This is a genomic window from Mangrovicella endophytica (assembly GCF_002893625.1).
Classification (GTDB): Bacteria; Pseudomonadota; Alphaproteobacteria; order Rhizobiales; family Rhizobiaceae; genus Mangrovicella; species Mangrovicella endophytica.
In genome coordinates, this window is sequence record NZ_PKMZ01000001.1 from 287,393 (window position 1) to 304,702 (window position 17,310).

A 17,310-nucleotide genomic window follows, 5' to 3' on the forward strand; every position below is an offset into this window, starting at 1 on the left:
TCGCTGCCTCGCCATGATCGGCGTGGGGCTGCTGCTCGCCTCCGGCGCTGCGGCCCCGGTCGGGATGCTGGCGCCGCAGGCCGCCTTCGCGGTGAATCCGGATGAGGTGCTTGCCGATCCCGCGCTGGAAGCGCGTGCCCGCGCCCTGTCGGCGGGGCTGCGTTGCCTCGTCTGTCAGAATCAATCGATCGACGACAGCAATGCCGATCTCGCCCGCGACCTGCGCCTGCTGGTGCGCCAGCGCCTGGCCGCGGGGGATACGGACGAGCAGGTCATCGCCTATCTCGTTGACCGATACGGCGATTTCGTTCTGCTTCGTCCGCCGCTGCAGTGGGATACGATGCTGCTCTGGGCGGCGCCCGCTGCGATCCTCCTCGCCGGTGTGGCCGCTGCATGGCTTGCAACGCGGCGGAGCGGCCGGCGTGAGGTCGAGCGGCTCGATGCGGCCGAGGAGGCTGCCCTGGCGAAGGCGGTCGACGGGGAGCTTCGTTAGGCAGCGAAGCCCGTTCGCGAGCCGACTGGCCTCATCGGCGTTGCGCCTCGTCCAGCCTCGGTCGTTGGACTCGGCCGAGCCGCAAGCGTGATTGGCTCGGCTCGGTCGCTGCGGCAGGCGCTTAGCCAACCTTACGAAGATTTCACTTCGCCGCAAAGGTCCCGTAATCCCGTGCTCCCTATCTAACGACCCAGATGGTGGCCAGTCGCCCACGGCAACTGCTCCACCCGCGGCTTCGATGGATGCAAGAGGATCACAGATGCGCAACGCTTCCAGCACCAAGACCAACCGTAACCGCCTTCTCGCTGGCGTCCTCGCCGCAGGCGTCGCGGGCCTCGCCTTTTCAGGCGGCGTGATGACCAATGTCGTCCCGAGTTTCGCCGAGGCGGTGAAGGTCGACGCGCCGGCGCAGAACTTCGGCTTCGCCGATGTTGTGCAGAAGGTATCGCCGGCCGTCGTCTCCGTCCGCGTCAAGGAAAAGGCAGCGGATGTCTCCGACACGTCCGACATGGGTTCGCCCTTCGACAGCCTTCCGGACGGCCACCCGCTCAAGCGCTTCTTCGAGTTTGGGAACCCGAACGGACAGAACGGTCCGCGTGGTCAGGCGCCGCGCCGGCAGCAGCCGCGTGCCGCCATGGCGCAGGGCTCGGGCTTCTTTGTCTCCGAGGACGGTTACCTCGTCACCAACAATCACGTCGTCGAGGACGGTACTGAGTTCACAGTCGTGCTCGATGACACGACGGAGCTCTCCGCCAAGCTCGTCGGCACCGACAAGCGCACCGACCTCGCGCTGCTGAAGGTCGATGGCAAAGATCGTAAATTCACCTATGTCGACTTCGCCGACGACTCCAAGATTCGGGTCGGCGACTGGGTCGTGGCCGTCGGCAATCCGTTCGGCCTCGGCGGATCGGTGACGGCCGGCATCATTTCGGCGCGCGGCCGTGACATCGGCGCCGGCCCGTATGACGACTTCATCCAGATCGACGCGGCGGTGAACCGCGGCAACTCGGGCGGTCCGGCCTTCGACCTTGAGGGCCATGTGATCGGCGTCAACACCGCGATCTTCTCGCCGTCGGGCGGCAATGTCGGCATCGCCTTCGCGATCCCCGCCTCGACTGCCAAGAGCGTGGTGCAGTCGCTGCGCGACAAGGGCAACGTCCAGCGCGGCTGGCTCGGCGTCCAGATTGGACCTGTCAGCGAGGATATCGCAGAGGCCGTCGGCCTGAACGGCGAGGACGGTGCGATCGTCACGCTGCCGGACAACGAGACGCCGGCTTCCAAGGCGGGCATCCAGACCGGCGACGTCATCACGGCCGTGAACGGCAAGGCAGTGAAGGGCCCGCGTGAGCTGTCCCGCACCATCGCCGGCTTCAGCCCGAACACCAAGGTCGACATCACCGTCTGGCGCGACAACGCCTCCAAGACGGTATCGGTGACGCTCGGCAACCTGTCGGCGCTCGACGACACGGCCGTTGCCGACAATTCGGGCAGCGGCGCGCCCGTCGATCCGTCGGCGCTCTCCGGTTACGGCCTGACGCTGACCCCGTCCGAGGACGGTGAGGGCGTGGTCGTGACGGACGTCGATCCGGACTCTTCGGCTTCCGAGCGCGGTGTGCAGGCCGGCGATGTCATCGTCTCCATCAACGGCAAGGAGGTGAAGTCGCAGCGTGAGGTCGAGACCGCTCTCAGCGATGCCTCGAAGTCCGGGCGCAAGGCGGCTCTCTTCCAGCTGAAGAACGGCGACCAGAACCGCTTCGTCGCGCTGCCGCTCGCCAAGAGCTGACCCGCCGCGCCCCATTCGGTCGCTCCGAATGGAATGACGATCGAAGTTGCGGCGGCGGATCGGTGAGGTCCGCCGCCGCAGTCGTTTCAACGCTGGAGACGAAGATTGATGGCAGCTCCCGCAGCTTCCGCTACATCGGAGCCGATGCGAATCCTGATCATCGAAGACGACCGCGAGGCCGCCGCCTATCTCGTCCGCGCCCTGCGGGAGGCGGGCCACGTGGTGGAGCACGCCGCCGACGGCGCGGAGGGCTTTCATCTGGCCGATACGCGTGACTTCGATGTCCTGGTGGTCGATCGCATGCTGCCGGAGCGTGACGGCCTCTCCGTCATCTCCGGCCTGCGGCAGAAGGGTGATCCGACGCCGGCGCTGATCCTGTCGGCGCTGGGACAGGTGGACGACCGCGTCACCGGGCTTCGCGCCGGCGGCGACGACTACCTGACGAAGCCCTATGCCATTTCGGAGCTTCTGGCGCGGGTGGAGGTGCTTGGGCGCCGTCGCCTCGGTGCCAAGGAGGTCGAGACGGTGTACCGGGTCGGCGATCTGGAGCTCGACAGGCTGTCCCACGAGGTCAAGCGAGCCGGCAAGACCATCGTGCTGCAGCCGCGCGAGTTCCGCCTGCTCGAATATCTCATGAAGAACGCCGGGCAGGTGGTCACCCGGACCATGCTTCTCGAGAACGTCTGGGACTACCATTTCGACCCGCAGACCAACGTCATCGACGTTCACATCTCGCGGCTGCGCTCGAAGATCGAGCGCGAGGCCGGCCCGCCCTTGCTGCATACGGTGCGCGGCTCCGGCTACATCATGCGCGCGGGCGCCTGATCCGTGCAGCGTCTGCGGGCGTTGATGCGCATGACGGCCGTCCGGCTGTCTGCGATCTATCTCGGCCTTTTTGCTGTCTTTGCCGCGGTGCTGGTCTTCTATGTCACCGCGACGACTGCCGATATCCTGCACACGCAGAGCCGTCAGGCCATTGCCGACGAGATCGAGGATCTCGCCAGCGTCTATCGCAGCACGGGGCTCGTCGGCCTCGTGCGCACCATCGACCTGCGCTCGCGTCAGCCGGGTGCCTCGCTCTACCTCGTCACGGATGCGACGGGCAGGATCCTGGCCGGCAACGTCCAGAGCCTCGATGCCGGCGTTCTCGACGATGCCGGCTTCAGCGAGGGTGCCTTCGGCTACGAGCGCTTCGCCGACGGCAGCGACGGGGAGGGCGCCGATGCCGCGCGGGGCGATCGCTATCACCTTGCAATCGCGGAGGTGGTCGCCTTGCCGAACGGGATGCGCGTCCTTGTCGGGCGCGACCAGACCGAGCAGGAGCGCTTCCGGGTCATCGTCCGCGGCGCTCTGATCCTGGCACTGGCGCTGATGGGCGTCGGCGCTCTGTTCGCCTGGTTCCTGGTCGGCCGCCAGGCGCTGCAGCGGCTGAACCGGATGTCGGCTTCGACGGCCCGGATCCTTGGCGGCGATCTCGACGAGCGTCTTCCCGTCACGGGAACGGAGGACGAGTTCGATCGCCTCTCGGCCAATCTCAACCTTCTTCTCGGCCGTATCGCTCAGTTGCAGAAGGGGCTCCGGCAGGTCTCCGACAACATCGCGCACGACCTGAAGACGCCGCTGACGCGTCTTCGCAACCGCGCCGAGACGGCACTGGCTGATGCCTCGGAACCGCAGGATGCGCGGAGTGCGTTGGAGGGCGTGATCGGCGAAGCCGATCAGATGATCCGGACCTTCGATGCTCTGTTGATGATCTCGCGCGTCGAGGCAGGGTCGCATCCGGTGGAGAAGGCGGAGACTGATCTTGCCGGTATCGTCGCCGATGTCGCCGAACTCTACGAGCCGGTGGCGGAAGCGGCGGGCGGCACGCTGAGCGTGCGGGCGGAGGGGCCGGTCATCGCCTCCGTCAGCCGCGAGCTGATCGCCCAGGCGCTTGCGAACCTCGTGGACAACGCCTTGAAGTATGGCGGAACGGAAGAGCGCCCGCCGGTCGTCACCGTCGAGCTGGCCGCGGAGGGCGATCGCTGCCGCCTCTCCGTTACTGATAACGGGCCGGGCATACCGGAAGACCGGAGGGAGAGGGTGCTGGAGCGTTTCTACCGCCTCGACGAAAGCCGGAACAAGCCGGGCTCGGGTCTTGGCCTGTCGCTGGTAAAGGCCATCGCCTCCATCCATGGCGGCACGCTGCGGCTGGACGATGCCGCTCCGGGGCTGAAGGTCACGATCGACCTGCCGCTCGGCACCGCGGTGGTGCCCGCAGATGGCTGAGGCGGCGCGTTTGCGCATCGGCGGCGAGCGAGTGCTCCGGCCCCTGGATGCGAATGCAGCCGCCGGCTGGCTGGCCGACCTCCGTCGTGTCGCGACCGACGCCGGTTGCCAGCGTCTTGCCGCATTAGCCGATGGGTCGACGGACGCAGCTCGCCTCGCTGCCGTGCTCGACCTGTCGCCCTATCTGCGCAGCGTCTGCCTCGCTCATCCCGATTGGCTCGAGCGACTCTTCGACGAGGAGGCTGCCGAGCGGATCGGCGCTATCGTCGCGGCTCTCGGTGCGCTTCCCGGAGACGGCGCGACGGAGGCGCTGCTGATGACGGCCTTGCGCCGGGCCAAGCTCGAGGCGTCGCTGCTGATCGCCTTGCGCGACCTGTTCGGCGCGGCCGATCCCGCGCGGACAACCGCCGATCTCTCCCGCCTGGCAGAGGCAGCCGTCCGTGCCGCCCTGCGCTTCTGCCTGCGCGATGCTCATGCCCGCGGCAAGCTGCGACTGCGCGACGAGGGCGATCCCGAAGCCGGATGCGGCCTCTTCGTGCTCGGCATGGGTAAGCTTGGCGCCGGTGAGCTGAACTACTCCAGCGACATCGACCTCATCGTCCTGTTCGATCCGGACGCGGGTATCGCGGTCGATGCCGACGAGGGCGTGGAGCTCTTCTCGCGCATCGTGAGGCGCCTGATCAAGATGATCGGCGACCGCACCGCGGACGGCTACGTCTTCCGCACCGACCTGAGGCTGCGCCCGGACCCGGGCGCGACACCCCTCGCGATCCCCGTCGACGCGGCGCTCGCCTATTACGAGAGCAGCGGCCGCAATTGGGAGCGCGCCGCAATGATCAAGGCGCGCCCGATCGCCGGCGACCGGCCGGCCGGCGAGGCCTTCCTGCGCGAGCTGACGCCGTTCGTCTGGCGCAAGTACCTGGATTTCGCCGCCATCGCCGACATCCAGGCGATGAAGGACCGCATCGACCGCCATCGCGGCTTCAGCGAGGTAGGGGTCGCCGGGCACAATGTGAAGCTCGGGCACGGCGGCATCCGCGAGATCGAGTTCTTCGCGCAGACGCAGCAGCTCATCGCCGGGGGACGTGCGCCGGAGCTGCGCCTGCGGCGCACCGACGAAGCGTTGGCAGCTCTCGCCTCAGGCGGCTGGATCGCTGCGGAAACGGCCACCGAGCTGACCGACTGCTACTGGCTCCTGCGCCGAGTCGAGCATGCCGTGCAGATGGTGGCCGACGAGCAGTCGCACACCCTGCCCGATACCGAGGAGGGACTGAGCCGTCTGGCTGCGCTTCTCGGCTTTGCCACGCTCGCCGACTTCTCCGACACGCTGCTGGCGACACTGGGACAGGTCGAGCGGCGCTTCTCCGCGCTCTTCGCCGGCAGTCCCGGGCGCGGGGCCGCGTCGCGAGGGTTGAGCTCGCTGCCGGGCCTCCTTGTTCGAGAAAGCGATGCCGGTGCCGCTGCAGCCGTGCTGGCCGAGATGGGCTATCGTCGCCCAGAGGACGTGGCGCGGATCGCCCGTGGCTGGAGCGAGGGGCGCTATCGCGCCACCCGGGCCGCGGCGGCTCGCGAGCACCTTGCCCGCGTCTTGCCGTCGCTGCTCGAAGCCTTGGCAGCGGCACCCGATCCTGATGGGGCGGTTGCCGCGTTCGACCGGTTCCTCTCCGGCCTGCCGGCAGGCCTGCAGTTCTTCTCGCTGATCGCCTCGAACCCGAAGATACTCGACCTTCTTGCGCTGATCATCACGGCGGCGCCTCACCTCGCCGAGACGATCGCACAGCGCCCGCACGTCTTCGATGCGCTGCTCGACCCAGCCTTCTACGGTGACATACCGGCGCGTTCGCTGATGAAGCGGCAGCTCGACACCTTCCTGCAGGACGCAACGCATGTCGAAGACCGGCTCGCCCGCCTTCGCATCGTCTCCTCCGAGCAGCGCTTCCTGCTCGGCGCACGCCTTCTGGGTGGGGCGATGGACGGCGAGGAGGCCGGCCGCGCCTTTTCCGACGTGGCCGATCTCGTCATCGCCGCGAGCTTCGAGGCGGTGGAGGCCGCGTTCGTAGAGCGCCATGGCAAGGTTGCGGGCGGCCGCGTCGCCGTACTCGGCATGGGGCGCCTCGGCAGCCGCGAGCTGACTGCAGGCTCCGACGTCGACCTGATCCTTCTCTATGACCACGACGAGGACGCCGAGGCATCGGACGGCGCACAGCCGCTGCCGGCCTCGACCTACTTCGCCCGGCTGACGCAGCGGCTGATAGCGGCGCTCACCGCGCCAATGCGCGAAGGCATCCTCTACGAGGTCGATTTCCGGCTGCGCCCATCCGGCAACAAGGGGCCGCTCGCCACCCACATCGATGCCTTCCGCCGTTATCAGGCGACCGAGGCCTGGACGTGGGAGCGCATGGCGCTGACGCGCTCACGGCCGATCGCGGGCGAGGCGAGCCTGATGGCTGAGGCGGAAGCGGCCATCACCTCCATCGTTGGCGAACGGCGTGACGCGGCGACGCTGGCACATGACGTCGCGTCCATGCGGCTGCGGCTCGATCGGGAGAAGCCACCGAGTGGTCCGCTCGATTTGAAGCAGGCCCCGGGGGGAACCGTCGATCTCGAGTTCATCGCGCAGTGGGCGATCCTCGCCGGTGTCGTGCCGCTGGACAGCATCGGGTTACCCACGGAGGAGGTGCTCCGGCGCTTTGACGAGCTTCGAACGGAGCATGGCTCGCCGGAGAGCGAGCTGCTTGCGCCGACGATGCAGGCTTTCACGCGGGTGCTGCAGCTGCTGCGGCTCGGACCAAGCGGCGCGACGCGGGTGGAGGCGCTGCCGCAGCGGCTGGCGGCGCGGATTGCCGCTAGCCTCGGCGCCGGGAGCATTGCGGAGATCGATCCGACGCTGCAGGCCATGACCGAGGCGGTTCGGCGGCAGTTTCGCCACCTGCTGCCGCTCGATACGGTCGAGGCGGAGGAGCGGGAGGTCTAGAGCCTCGCCGACCGGCCGGGTTGATCAATCGGTCAGCCCGCGCGTCGGCTCTGCTGTTCTCTCAAGCGGCCTGCCGAATGAGGCCTGCGGCTGCCGCGTCGGTGAGCGCGTGAAGCGGCAGACGAAGCGTCACGACCGTGCCGACACCGACGCTTGATGCGATCCGCATCCGCCCGCCATGCAGCTCGACCAGCGAGCGGGCAATGGCGAGGCCGAGGCCGGTGCCCTTATTGGTGCGCGTCAGCTCGTTCTCGACCTGCTCGAAGGGTCGGCCGAGGCTTTTGAGAGCCTGGCGCGGGATGCCGATGCCGGAATCGGCGATGCTGATCACGGCATGACCGTCGACCGTGCGGGCCCGCAGTCGCACGGCGCCACCGGGGTCGGTGAACTTCACCGCATTGGCGAGCAGGTTGAGAAGGATCTGCTTGGTGGCGCGGCGGTCGCCGTCCATCGCCAGAGGCCCGGACACGTCGGCCGAGAGCGACAGCGACTTCTGGCCGGCCTGCAGTTCCACGAACTTGAACGCTTCGCCGATGGTCTCCGCCAGATCGATCGGCTCCGGCGACAGCACGAGGCGGCCGGCTTCGATCTTCGACATGTCGAGGATGTCGTTGATCAGCCGCAGCAGGTAATGGCCGGAGTGGTGGATGTCGCTGGCATATTCGACATATTTCTGACAGCCCATCGGGCCGAAGCTGCCCTCCAGCATGATCTCGGAGAAGCCGATGATGGCATTCAGCGGCGTGCGCAGCTCATGGCTCATATTGGCAAGGAAGGTGGTCTTCGCCTGGTTCGCGCTTTCCGCGCGTTCCTTCTCGGCGGCGTAGCTGGCGTTAAGCTCGGTCAGCTGGCGCGCCTTCGCCTCTATGTCGCGTCGCGAGATGGAGAGGTCGTTGATGACGGCCATCAGCCGGCGCTCGGAGTCGGCGAGGCGCTCCTGATGCACCTTCAGCTGCGTGACGTCGGTGCCGATGGAGACGAAGCCGCCGTCGCTCGTGCGGCGCTCGGAGATCAGCAGCCAGCGCCCGTCGGCGATCAGCGCCTCGGCGGCGCGCTCGCCGGCAACGAATGCCGGGCTCGTGATCGCGCGTCCCTCGATCGGCTTGCGGGCCCGGCTCATCACGTCGGCGAAAGGCGTGCCCGGCGCGATGTCGGCATCGGAAAGGCCGAAGACCTCCTGATATTTCGAATTGCAGAGGACGAGCCGGTTGTTGGCATCCCACAGCACGAAGCTCTCGGAGATGTTCTCCACGGCGTTCTGCAGCCGCGTGTTCGCTTCCTCCGAGCGGCGGGCGAGGGCCTGCTGCTCGCTGATGTCGATGGCGACGCCGATCAGATGAATCTCGTTGCCGGCGCTGCGGACCACCTCGGCCCGCCCGCGCAACCAGACATAGCTGCCGTCGCTGCGCCGCATGCGGAAGCTGCGATCGAGATTGCGGATCTTGCCGGAGGCGATACAGCGGGCAACCTCGAACAGGCTGCCATCGTCCGGGTGCATCAGCGGCGCGACGTCGCCGAAGGAGATGACGCTGTCCTTCGGCTCCATGCCGAGGATCTCATACATGGATCGCGACCAGTAGATGCGGCCGCGGGCGAGATCCCAGTCCCAGAGGCCGCAATGGCCGCGCGATAGCGCCGTGTCGACGCGCTGGTGCGTCTCGAGATAAAGCGCGTCGGCGTCGCGGGCGCGCATAGACTGACGGAAGTAGGCATAGAGGATCACCAGCATGATGCCGCTGGTCAGCGCGAAGAAGGAGACATTGAGCGACACCTGCTGCCGCCAAGTCGTCAGGAGGTCGACCTCCGTCTGGACGAAGACCACCGAGCCGATCTCGCCCGCCAGGGCAGCGGCGGCCACAAAGGCGGGTTCATCGGCGAAATCGGTGGACTGGATGCCGGCCCGCTCGCCGAAGGTGATCAGCGGCTGCGCGCCCGACAGCATGTCGTTGAGGTCGCGCCCGACATAGTTCTCGTAGCCGGCCATGGCCGCAGTGATGATGCCGTTGCCGTCGGCGATGATGGCGAAGCGCCCATCCTTGACGAGGTCGGCTGGAACGCCACTGGTCAACAATGCGCCGGCATCCACGCTGCCGTCCGAACCGGCCATCGCGGCGCTTTCGGCGCGCAGCAATGCGGCGGCGATCTTCAGCTCGCGTGCCGCCTGCTCCTCGATCGCCTGGCGGCTTTCCACCAGCGAGATGCAGCGTGCCAGCGCCAGCATGGACAGGAAGATGACGATCAGGATGGGGATGGCGCGACGCAGCGCCGGCTCGGCCTGCAGCAGCTTCTGATAGGCTGGAGCGGCAACGATCTTGGCGTAGCCAGAGATCTCCGATCGTGCTTTCAGCAGGGCCTCGATTCGGGACAAACGTCCCCCCGCCGGCACGCTCGACGCGTCCGCCCTCATCCGACCACCCCTCGTATAGTGCCGCAGATTCGGTACGCCGCCTTGTCCGAATCAACGCCAATCAAGCAGAGGCGAATCACCTTGTCCAGAGATGGTTAAGCTTTTCTTTAAAGTTGAATCGAATGAGTCAATCAGCGTAGCGAACGGTCCACAATATCCCGGAGGTCAACCGACAAGGCTTTGTCTTCAGACAGCTTCGCCAGCGTCTCGCGTGCCGACTCGCGGCGGGCCGGCTCCAGGCTGCGCCAGGAACGGAAGCTGGTGGCGATGCGGGCGGCGATCTGCGGATTGATCGCGTCGAGCTCCAGGAGTCGATCGGCCACGAAGCGGTGGCCGGCCCCATCGGCGCGGTGGAACGCCACCTGGTTCGCCGCGGCGAAGGCTCCGATCAGCGTGCGAGCCCGGTTCGGGTTCTTCAGCGTGAATGCCGGGTGCGACATGAGCACGTTGACCGTCTCGACGGTCTCGCCGTGCGGCGCGGTCGCCTGGATGGTGAACCACTTGTCGAGGACGAGCTCGTCCGTGCTGTAGCGCTCGAAGAAGTCGCTGACGGCGACACGCGCTTCCGGTTCATGACCGAAGCGGTGGACCAGGATGCTGAAGGCGGCCATCCGGTCCGTCATGTTGCGGGCGCCGGCATATTGCCGTGACGCTGCCGCCGGCCCGTCCACGGTGGACAGGAAGTCGAGCGCGACGTTCGAGATCGCGCGACGTCCGGCACTCTCCGCATCCGGCGAGAAAGCGCCGCCCGTCGCAAACTCCTGCCGCAGCCGCTCGAAGACCGTCCGGCCCTTCTCGCCGATCGTCCGGTCGAGCAACGTGCGCGCGGTATGGACCGCGTCCGGATCGACATTCTCGCCGAGCATGCGCGCGATCTCGCTCTCGCCTGGCAGCGACAGGATCTGCGCGCGGAACGAAGGATCGAACCCGTCGTCCGCCGCTGCCGCAATGACCGCATCCGTGATCAGAGGGTCGAAGCGGATCTGGCCGCCGGACTGGGCGTTGCGGCTCGCCTCCTGCAGAGCGCCGCCGATGAGGTCCGTCAGGACGCGCCACCGGTTGAAGGCGTTCGGATCGAGACGGGCGAGGGCGAGGCGGTCGGCTTCGCTCTGATCCATCTTCAGCGTCACCGGCGCGGAGAAGTCGCGCAGCATCGAGACGAGAGGCCGCTCGGCCAAGCCCCCGAAGACCACCGTCTCCTCGGGCTCGCGCAGATGGATGACGTCGCCTTCGACCTCCGCGCCAGCCTCGGCCGTGGCGTCCATGTCCTCGCCATTGGAGCCGACGAGGCCGAAGCGCAGCGGTATGTGCATCGGTGCCGTGCCGGTGCCGGCGGCCCCGGCAGCAAGCTCCTGGCGCAGGCTGAGCGTCAGGCGGCGGGTGTCCGGATCATAGCTTTCGGATACGCTCACCGTCGGCGTGCCGGCCTGATGGTACCACAGCGCGAACTGCGTGAGGTCAACGCCGCCCGCCTCCTCGAAGCAGAGGATGAAGTCCTCGATCGTGGCGGCCTCGCCGTCGTGCCGATCGAAATAGAGGTCCATGCCCCGCCGGAACGCGTCGCGTCCGAGTACGGTGGCGATCATCCGCACGACCTCGGCGCCCTTGTCGTAGACGGTCGCCGTGTAGAAATTGTTGATCTCCCGGTACTGCGACGGGCGCACGGGATGCTGCAGCGGCCCCTGGTCCTCCGGGAACTGCAGGGCCTTCAGCGTGCGTACCGAGCTGATGCGCTTGACCGTGGGCGAGCGCTCGTCGGCGCTGAACTCCTGGTCGCGATAAACCGTGAGACCTTCCTTCAGGCACAGCTGGAACCAGTTGCGGCAGGTGATGCGGTTGCCGGTCCAGTTGTGGAAGTATTCGTGCGCGATCACCGTTTCGACCCCGGCATAGTCGCCGTCGGTCGCCACGTCCGGGTCGAGCAGCACGTATTTGTGGTTGAAGATGTTGAGGCCCTTGTTCTCCATGGCCCCCATGTTGAAGTCGGAGATCGCCACGATGGAGAAGACGTCGAGGTCGTATTCGCGGCCGAAGCGGCGCTCGTCCCAGCGCATGGAGCGCTTCAGCGCGTCCATGGCGTAGGTGGCGCGGCTTGCCATGCCGCGCTCGGTATAGACGGCCAGCTCGACCTCTCGCCCGCTCATCGTCTCGAAGGGCTCCTTCAGGACGTCGAGAGCGCCGGCGACGAGCGCGAACAGGTAGGACGGCTTCGGGAAGGGGTCGTTCCACACGGCGAAGTGCCGGCCGTTGCCGAGGTCTCCGGTCTCGCCCGGATTGCCGTTGGACAGGAGGATCGGCGCGGCGCGGCGGTCGGCCTCCAGCCGCACACGGTAGGTCGCGAGGACGTCCGGCCGGTCGAGGAAATAGGTGATGCGGCGAAAGCCTTCGGCCTCGCACTGCGTGCACCAGATGCCGTTGGAGCGGTACAGCCCCATCAGCTTGGTGTTGTTTTCGGGAACGATCGCGGTGCCGATCGAGAGCGTGAAGTGACCGCTCTCCGGCAGGCCGCTGACGGTGAGGTGATCCGGCGAGGCTTCATAGCAGTCGGCTGCCACCGGGGTGCCGTCCAGCTCCAGCCGCTCCAGCGTCAGCTCGTCGCCGTCGAGCACGAGCGGCGCGTCCGGCGCCGTTCCGGTGCGGCGCTCGAGCGTTAGCCGCGTCTCGATTTCGGCCCGTCCCTCGAAGAGGCGGACCGTCATGTCGACGAGGTGAATGAGGAAATCGGTCGGCCGGTAATCGTCCAGCCTGACGGTCTGACCTTGATCCGTGTCGAGCATGCCGTGTTCCCTCTGCCGTCAAGGTCAACTATTCGCAGCGATCGCGTTTGCCAATGCCGCCGCGACCTTTCGCGCCCGACCTTCAAGCTTTTCCTCGACGTGGTGCACCTTGCGCCATAGAAACCCTCAGGCCGGAGGGAGAGCCGGCCGAGCGTCGCATGTCCGCATGGGAGGCCGAAAGCAGAACCGATCGGACGTGCATCATGGCAGAGCCAGCAGCGGCATATGGGGCGCCGAACCCGATGCTGGGCATTTCCCTGAAGATCGTCTCGGTCGTGGTGTTCGTCGGCATGCACACCTCCCTGAAGGCCTCAGGGCCGGATATCCCGGCCGGCCAGCTGGTGTTCTGCCGCTCCTTCTTCGCGCTGATCCCGGTCGTGGCATATCTCGCCTGGCTCGGTGATCTCCGTACCGCGCTGAAGACCGACGACTTTGCGGGGCACGTCCTGCGCGGCGTCATCGGCGTCTCGTCGATGAGCCTCGGCTTCTTCGCGCTGTCGCGGCTCCCCTATCCCGAATGGATCTCGATCTCCTATGCCGCGCCGCTGCTGACGGTGGTTTTCGCCGCCGTCTTCCTGCGCGAGACCGTACGCGCCTATCGCTGGAGCGCGGTGGTCATCGGGCTGCTCGGCGTGCTCGTGGTGACGACGCCGAACATGGGGATCATGGGGAGCGTTCCGGATGCGAGAACAACCATCGGCATCACGGCATCGCTCGTCAGCGCCGCCTTCTCGGCGGTAGCGATGATCCAGATCCGGCGTCTGGTGCGGCATGAAAAGACCGCGACGATCGTCGTCTACTTCTCGCTGACCTCGACCGGCTTGTCGCTGCTGACGATCGTCTTCGGGTGGGTCTGGCCGACGCCCGAGCAGGCCGCGCTTCTAGTGGCTGCTGGCCTCTGCGGCGGTGTCGGGCAACTGCTGCTCACGGCCTGCTACCGCTATGCTGATGCCTCGACCATCGCGCCGTTCGAATACACCTCACTGATCCTCGCCATCGGCATTGGCTACGCCCTGTTCGGCGAAGCCATCGGCGCCTCGACGCTGATTGGCTCCACCATCGTCGTCGCGGCCGGGATCTTCATCATCTGGCGCGAGAGCCGGCTCGGCCTGCCACGACGCGAAAGTCGCCGTGTGACGCCGCCGCAGGGCTAGGCGGCGCCAGCGCTCGTCAATCGTAGCGGCGGAGACCTGCTGGCGCGCTGTCCTGTCGAACAAGTGATGTGATCCTGCTCATCTTGTCTGCAAGGATGAAGCTGAAGTGTATTTCGAGGTTGGTGCGTGGAACTGTACGTACATGTGGGGCCTCACAAGACGGCCACGACAACCCTGCAGCACTTCTTTTTCCGACAGAGGCAGTCCCTCGCCGCCAAAGGCCTTTCCTATCCCGTCATACGCCCTGGCCACCCCAATCAGATCGCGCACAACGATCTTGCCTTGGCGATGAAGAACGGAGACGACGATCTTCTCGGGATGTATCTTCGTTCTATCCTGCGACAGGCGATAGGAGCAGAACGCGTTCTCATTTCCGCTGAGGAATTCAGCGACTATCTGAGCAACGGCATGGCAAGAGGTCTCGGTCGGATGACGGCGATGCTGGGTCAGCCCCGATATATCTTTGTCGACAGGAGTGACCCAGGCCGCTTCACGTCTGCGATACTGCACAACCTCGCCATCGGCTTCGAAGACGTCACGTCGCGAGAATCGCTCCAACACTATGTCGACGAACTTGCCGCCTTCTCGAGAGAGCAGCGGGCATTCTTTGCAGAGCGGGGAGCGACGTTCATCGATTTCGACACGATCGCATCATCCAACATCGGATATCCGTTTCTTCAGGAGGCGATCGGGATAGATCACGACATCACCGCCGAATCGAAGAACTCGCGTGAGAATTACACATCGCGCATCACCGCGATGTCGCATGAAGCGGGCGTTCGGCTGGCAAGCTTCCTTGGTCGGGATGATGTGGCGGAGCTTGTCGGCTTCACTCAGGATCCGCTGAAAGGTCAGATGCTCTCCTCGATCGTCAGGCAAGAGGTCGAGCGGAGTTTGTGCCGCGCAATCCGTTGATCGTCGACTTCGTTACTCCGCCGCAGCACCGCGCTCCGCGAGCTCGGCGCGCGGATCGAGCGCAATTGCGCCTTGCGTCTGTGTCTTTGCCAGCGGCACCGAATAGAACTCCGGCCGCTCGTTGACCGCCGGTGCGTTGCGCCGGAAGCGGCGATAAAGCGCGTAGGAGCCAAAGGCGGCATGGGCAAGCCCGGTGGCCGCAAACAGGCCGTCCGCCCCGAAGCGTGCCATCAGCCAGGCGGCGAAGAGGGGCCCGGCCATCGTTCCGAAGCCGTAGAGGATGAGGAGCCCGCTCGAGACCTTCACGAAGTCCGCCGCTGCGGCGAAATCATTGGCATGGGCGACGGTCAGTGAATAGGCGGGATAGATCACCCCGCCGAGCACGAAGGCGATGGCAAATAGCGTCCATGGCTCGCGGCTGCCGAGCATGAGCGCCACCGCTGCGGCGCCGACCCCGATCAGCCCGGCGACGGCCATCACGTAGCGGCGGTCGATCCGGTCCGATGCGCGTCCCAACGGGTATTGGAACACGATGCCGCCCGCCATGGTCGCGACGAGCAGAGTGGCGATGTCCGTGGTCGAGAAGCCGATCCGGTTGCCAAAGACCGGCGCCATGTTCACCCAGGCGGAGGACATGATGCCGGACAGAAAGACGCCGACTGCGGCCGCCGGCGAGTTGCGGTAGATCATCGCGAGGTCGAGCTTCACCTCGGTGAGCGGCGCCGGCGACTTCGCGGTTGAAAGCGTCGTCGGGATCACAGCCATCGCGAACAAGATGGCGCAGATCATGAAGGGCGTATCGAGCTCGGGCCGCGTCAGCGGCATGATGTACTGGCCGCCCATCATCGCAGCCATGGTGACGATCATGTAAAGCGAGAAGATCGTGCCGCGCGTCTCGTTGGTCACCCGCTCGTTCAGCCAGCTTTCGACGATCATGTAGGCGCCGGCCAGCGCGAAGCCGGAAACGCCGCGGATCAGCACCCAGGCAGTCGGATGCGGGACGAGGCCATTCAGGAGAACGGCGATGGCGAGCAGGGCGGCGAGACTGGCGAAGACCCGGACGTGGCCGACCCGCTTGACGATACGCGGGATCACGAGACAGCCGGCGGTGAAGGCAATGGCATAGCCTGTGCCGATCCAGCCGATCTCGTAGGTCGACCAGCCCTCGATGGAGCCTCGCACCGGCAGAAGAATGCCCTGCAGTCCCGCGCCGACCATCAGGAAGAAGGTGGAGGAGAGCAGCGCGGCGATGGGAATGATCTGCAGGGACATGCTGGCTCATGCCTAAGGGGGCGCCATGCCGCCGGCATGCTCTCGCCGGCCGCACTGCGTGGATGAAGGACCCAGGCTCTGGCGCCTCTGTCCGGTCTAGAGCGGCGTCTATGGCCGCTCGAATGGCCACTATTATGGCTTGCGCCAATGACAGCCGTTCGTCGCCAGGCGGCGCCTCGTCAGCCGGATCGACAACAGGATCGTCGATCCGGATCCTGACGTGGCCAGCTGATCTGAACTATGCCGTAGATCCCGCCCCAGGGCAGGTGGGACTGCGACTGCCGCCGTCGCTTTCGCGTGATGCCCTCTCAGGCACGAGGCGGCAGGCCGTCCAGCCGTTGCTTCAGGCTCTGCAGGTCGCGCCAGGCCAGCCGCTTCTGGCTCGGCTGGCGCAACAGATAGGCCGGATGCAGCATCGCCAGCGTCGGGATCGCCTGGCCCTCGTCAAGCCCCATGACATAGGAGCGCCACTGGCCGCGCAGGCGCATGATCCCTTCCTGGGCGCCGAGGATGGCCTTGGCCGCCGGTGAGCCAAGGCAGACCAGGATATCCGGCTTCACCAGCTCGATCTGCCGCTCGATGAAGGGCCGGCAGATTTCCGTTTCCATCGGCGTCGGCGGGCGATTGCCCGGCGGGCGCCAGGGCACGGTATTGGTGACGCGCACGCTGTCGCGCTCGATGCCGATCGCGCCGAGCATGCGGTTGAGCAGCTGGCCGGAACGGCCGACAAAGGGATGCCCGGCAATGTCCTCCTCGCGGCCGGGGGCCTCGCCGATGAGCATCAGCCGGGCCCGCGGATCGCCATCGCCGAAGACGAGAGACCGGGCGGTGAGGCGCAGATTGCAGCCTTCGAAGCGCGCCAGCGCCGCCTCCAGCTCTTCGAGGCTTTGCGCAGAGCGAGCCCGCTCGCGCGCATCGGCCACGGCAACCTCATCCGGGACGGTGACACGGGGGCTGCCGAGACCGCTTCCGGGCGAGTCGTCGCGCGTCGTCGCCGCCGATGGCATTGACGATAGGGATGGCGCGCTGCTGCGCTGCGCCGGCGGCATGGCGCTGTCGGCCGTGGCGTTGGCAGGCCCGGCACTACCGTCGCGGCGTGCGGCCATGGGCGACGACGCCGGAGCGCCGCGTCGCGTCGCCTCAGTGGCGGTTTCGGCGAAGCGGTCGCGTGGGATGTCGGACACGACGACATCGATCCCCGCCTCCCGATACCATTCGAGAAGCGCCGCTGCCGTCTCGTTGAAGCCGCCATCCATGCTCATGCTGC

Annotated in this window: 11 protein-coding genes; 7 read left to right on the forward strand and 4 right to left on the reverse strand. The window is 66.6% G+C overall.

What is annotated here, in order from left to right:
* Positions 1–13: 13 nt before the first annotated feature.
* The 5 genes from C0R46_RS01340 (at position 14) to C0R46_RS01360 (ending at position 7,518) form a co-directional block, all read left to right on the forward strand.
* A complete protein-coding gene (locus C0R46_RS01340) occupies positions 14–493 on the forward strand; it encodes a cytochrome c-type biogenesis protein (RefSeq protein WP_102957782.1) in 480 nt (159 codons plus the stop codon).
* A gap of 259 nt (positions 494–752) precedes the next feature.
* The gene (locus C0R46_RS01345; protein ID WP_102957783.1) at positions 753–2,276 is read left to right on the forward strand and encodes a Do family serine endopeptidase; all 1,524 of its coding nucleotides are present in this window, start codon (positions 753–755) and stop codon (positions 2,274–2,276) included.
* A 144-nt stretch (positions 2,277–2,420) separates the two neighbouring features.
* Positions 2,421–3,101, forward strand: a complete 681-nt coding sequence (locus C0R46_RS01350; RefSeq protein ID WP_198598212.1) for a response regulator transcription factor — start codon at positions 2,421–2,423, stop codon at positions 3,099–3,101.
* Positions 3,102–3,131: 30 nt separating this feature from the next.
* On the forward strand, positions 3,132–4,544 hold the full coding sequence (locus C0R46_RS01355) for a sensor histidine kinase (protein ID WP_245413368.1): 1,413 nt from the start codon (positions 3,132–3,134) through the stop codon (positions 4,542–4,544).
* On the forward strand, positions 4,537–7,518 hold the full coding sequence (locus C0R46_RS01360) for a bifunctional [glutamine synthetase] adenylyltransferase/[glutamine synthetase]-adenylyl-L-tyrosine phosphorylase (protein ID WP_102957786.1): 2,982 nt from the start codon (positions 4,537–4,539) through the stop codon (positions 7,516–7,518). The genes C0R46_RS01355 and C0R46_RS01360 overlap by 8 nt, the downstream gene beginning before the upstream one ends.
* 61 nt (positions 7,519–7,579) lie before the next feature.
* On the opposite strand, the gene C0R46_RS01365 is transcribed toward C0R46_RS01360, so the two are convergent.
* A complete protein-coding gene (locus C0R46_RS01365; protein WP_342586483.1) occupies positions 7,580–9,886 on the reverse strand; it encodes a PAS domain-containing sensor histidine kinase in 2,307 nt (768 codons plus the stop codon).
* 170 nt (positions 9,887–10,056) lie between these two features.
* Positions 10,057–12,702, reverse strand: coding sequence for an aminopeptidase N (pepN, locus tag C0R46_RS01370; RefSeq protein ID WP_102957788.1), 2,646 nt, complete (start codon positions 12,700–12,702; stop codon positions 10,057–10,059).
* 203 nt (positions 12,703–12,905) lie between these two features.
* On the opposite strand from pepN, the gene C0R46_RS01375 reads away from it, so the two are divergent.
* Both C0R46_RS01375 and C0R46_RS01380 read left to right on the forward strand, forming a co-directional pair.
* Entirely contained in the window at positions 12,906–13,856 is a 951-nt protein-coding gene (locus tag C0R46_RS01375) for a DMT family transporter (RefSeq protein ID WP_245413369.1), read from the forward strand.
* 126 nt (positions 13,857–13,982) lie between these two features.
* On the forward strand, positions 13,983–14,771 hold the full coding sequence (locus tag C0R46_RS01380) for a hypothetical protein (RefSeq protein WP_102957790.1): 789 nt from the start codon (positions 13,983–13,985) through the stop codon (positions 14,769–14,771).
* Between the two features lie 12 nt (positions 14,772–14,783).
* Here C0R46_RS01380 and C0R46_RS01385 read toward each other — a convergent pair whose 3' ends face one another.
* Both C0R46_RS01385 and C0R46_RS01390 read right to left on the reverse strand, forming a co-directional pair.
* Positions 14,784–16,043, reverse strand: coding sequence for an MFS transporter (locus C0R46_RS01385; RefSeq protein WP_102957791.1), 1,260 nt, complete (start codon positions 16,041–16,043; stop codon positions 14,784–14,786).
* A 308-nt stretch (positions 16,044–16,351) separates the two neighbouring features.
* Complete coding sequence (locus C0R46_RS01390; protein WP_102957792.1) at positions 16,352–17,305, reverse strand: uracil-DNA glycosylase; 954 nt, start codon at positions 17,303–17,305, stop codon at positions 16,352–16,354.
* Between the last annotated feature and the right edge of the window lie 5 nt (positions 17,306–17,310).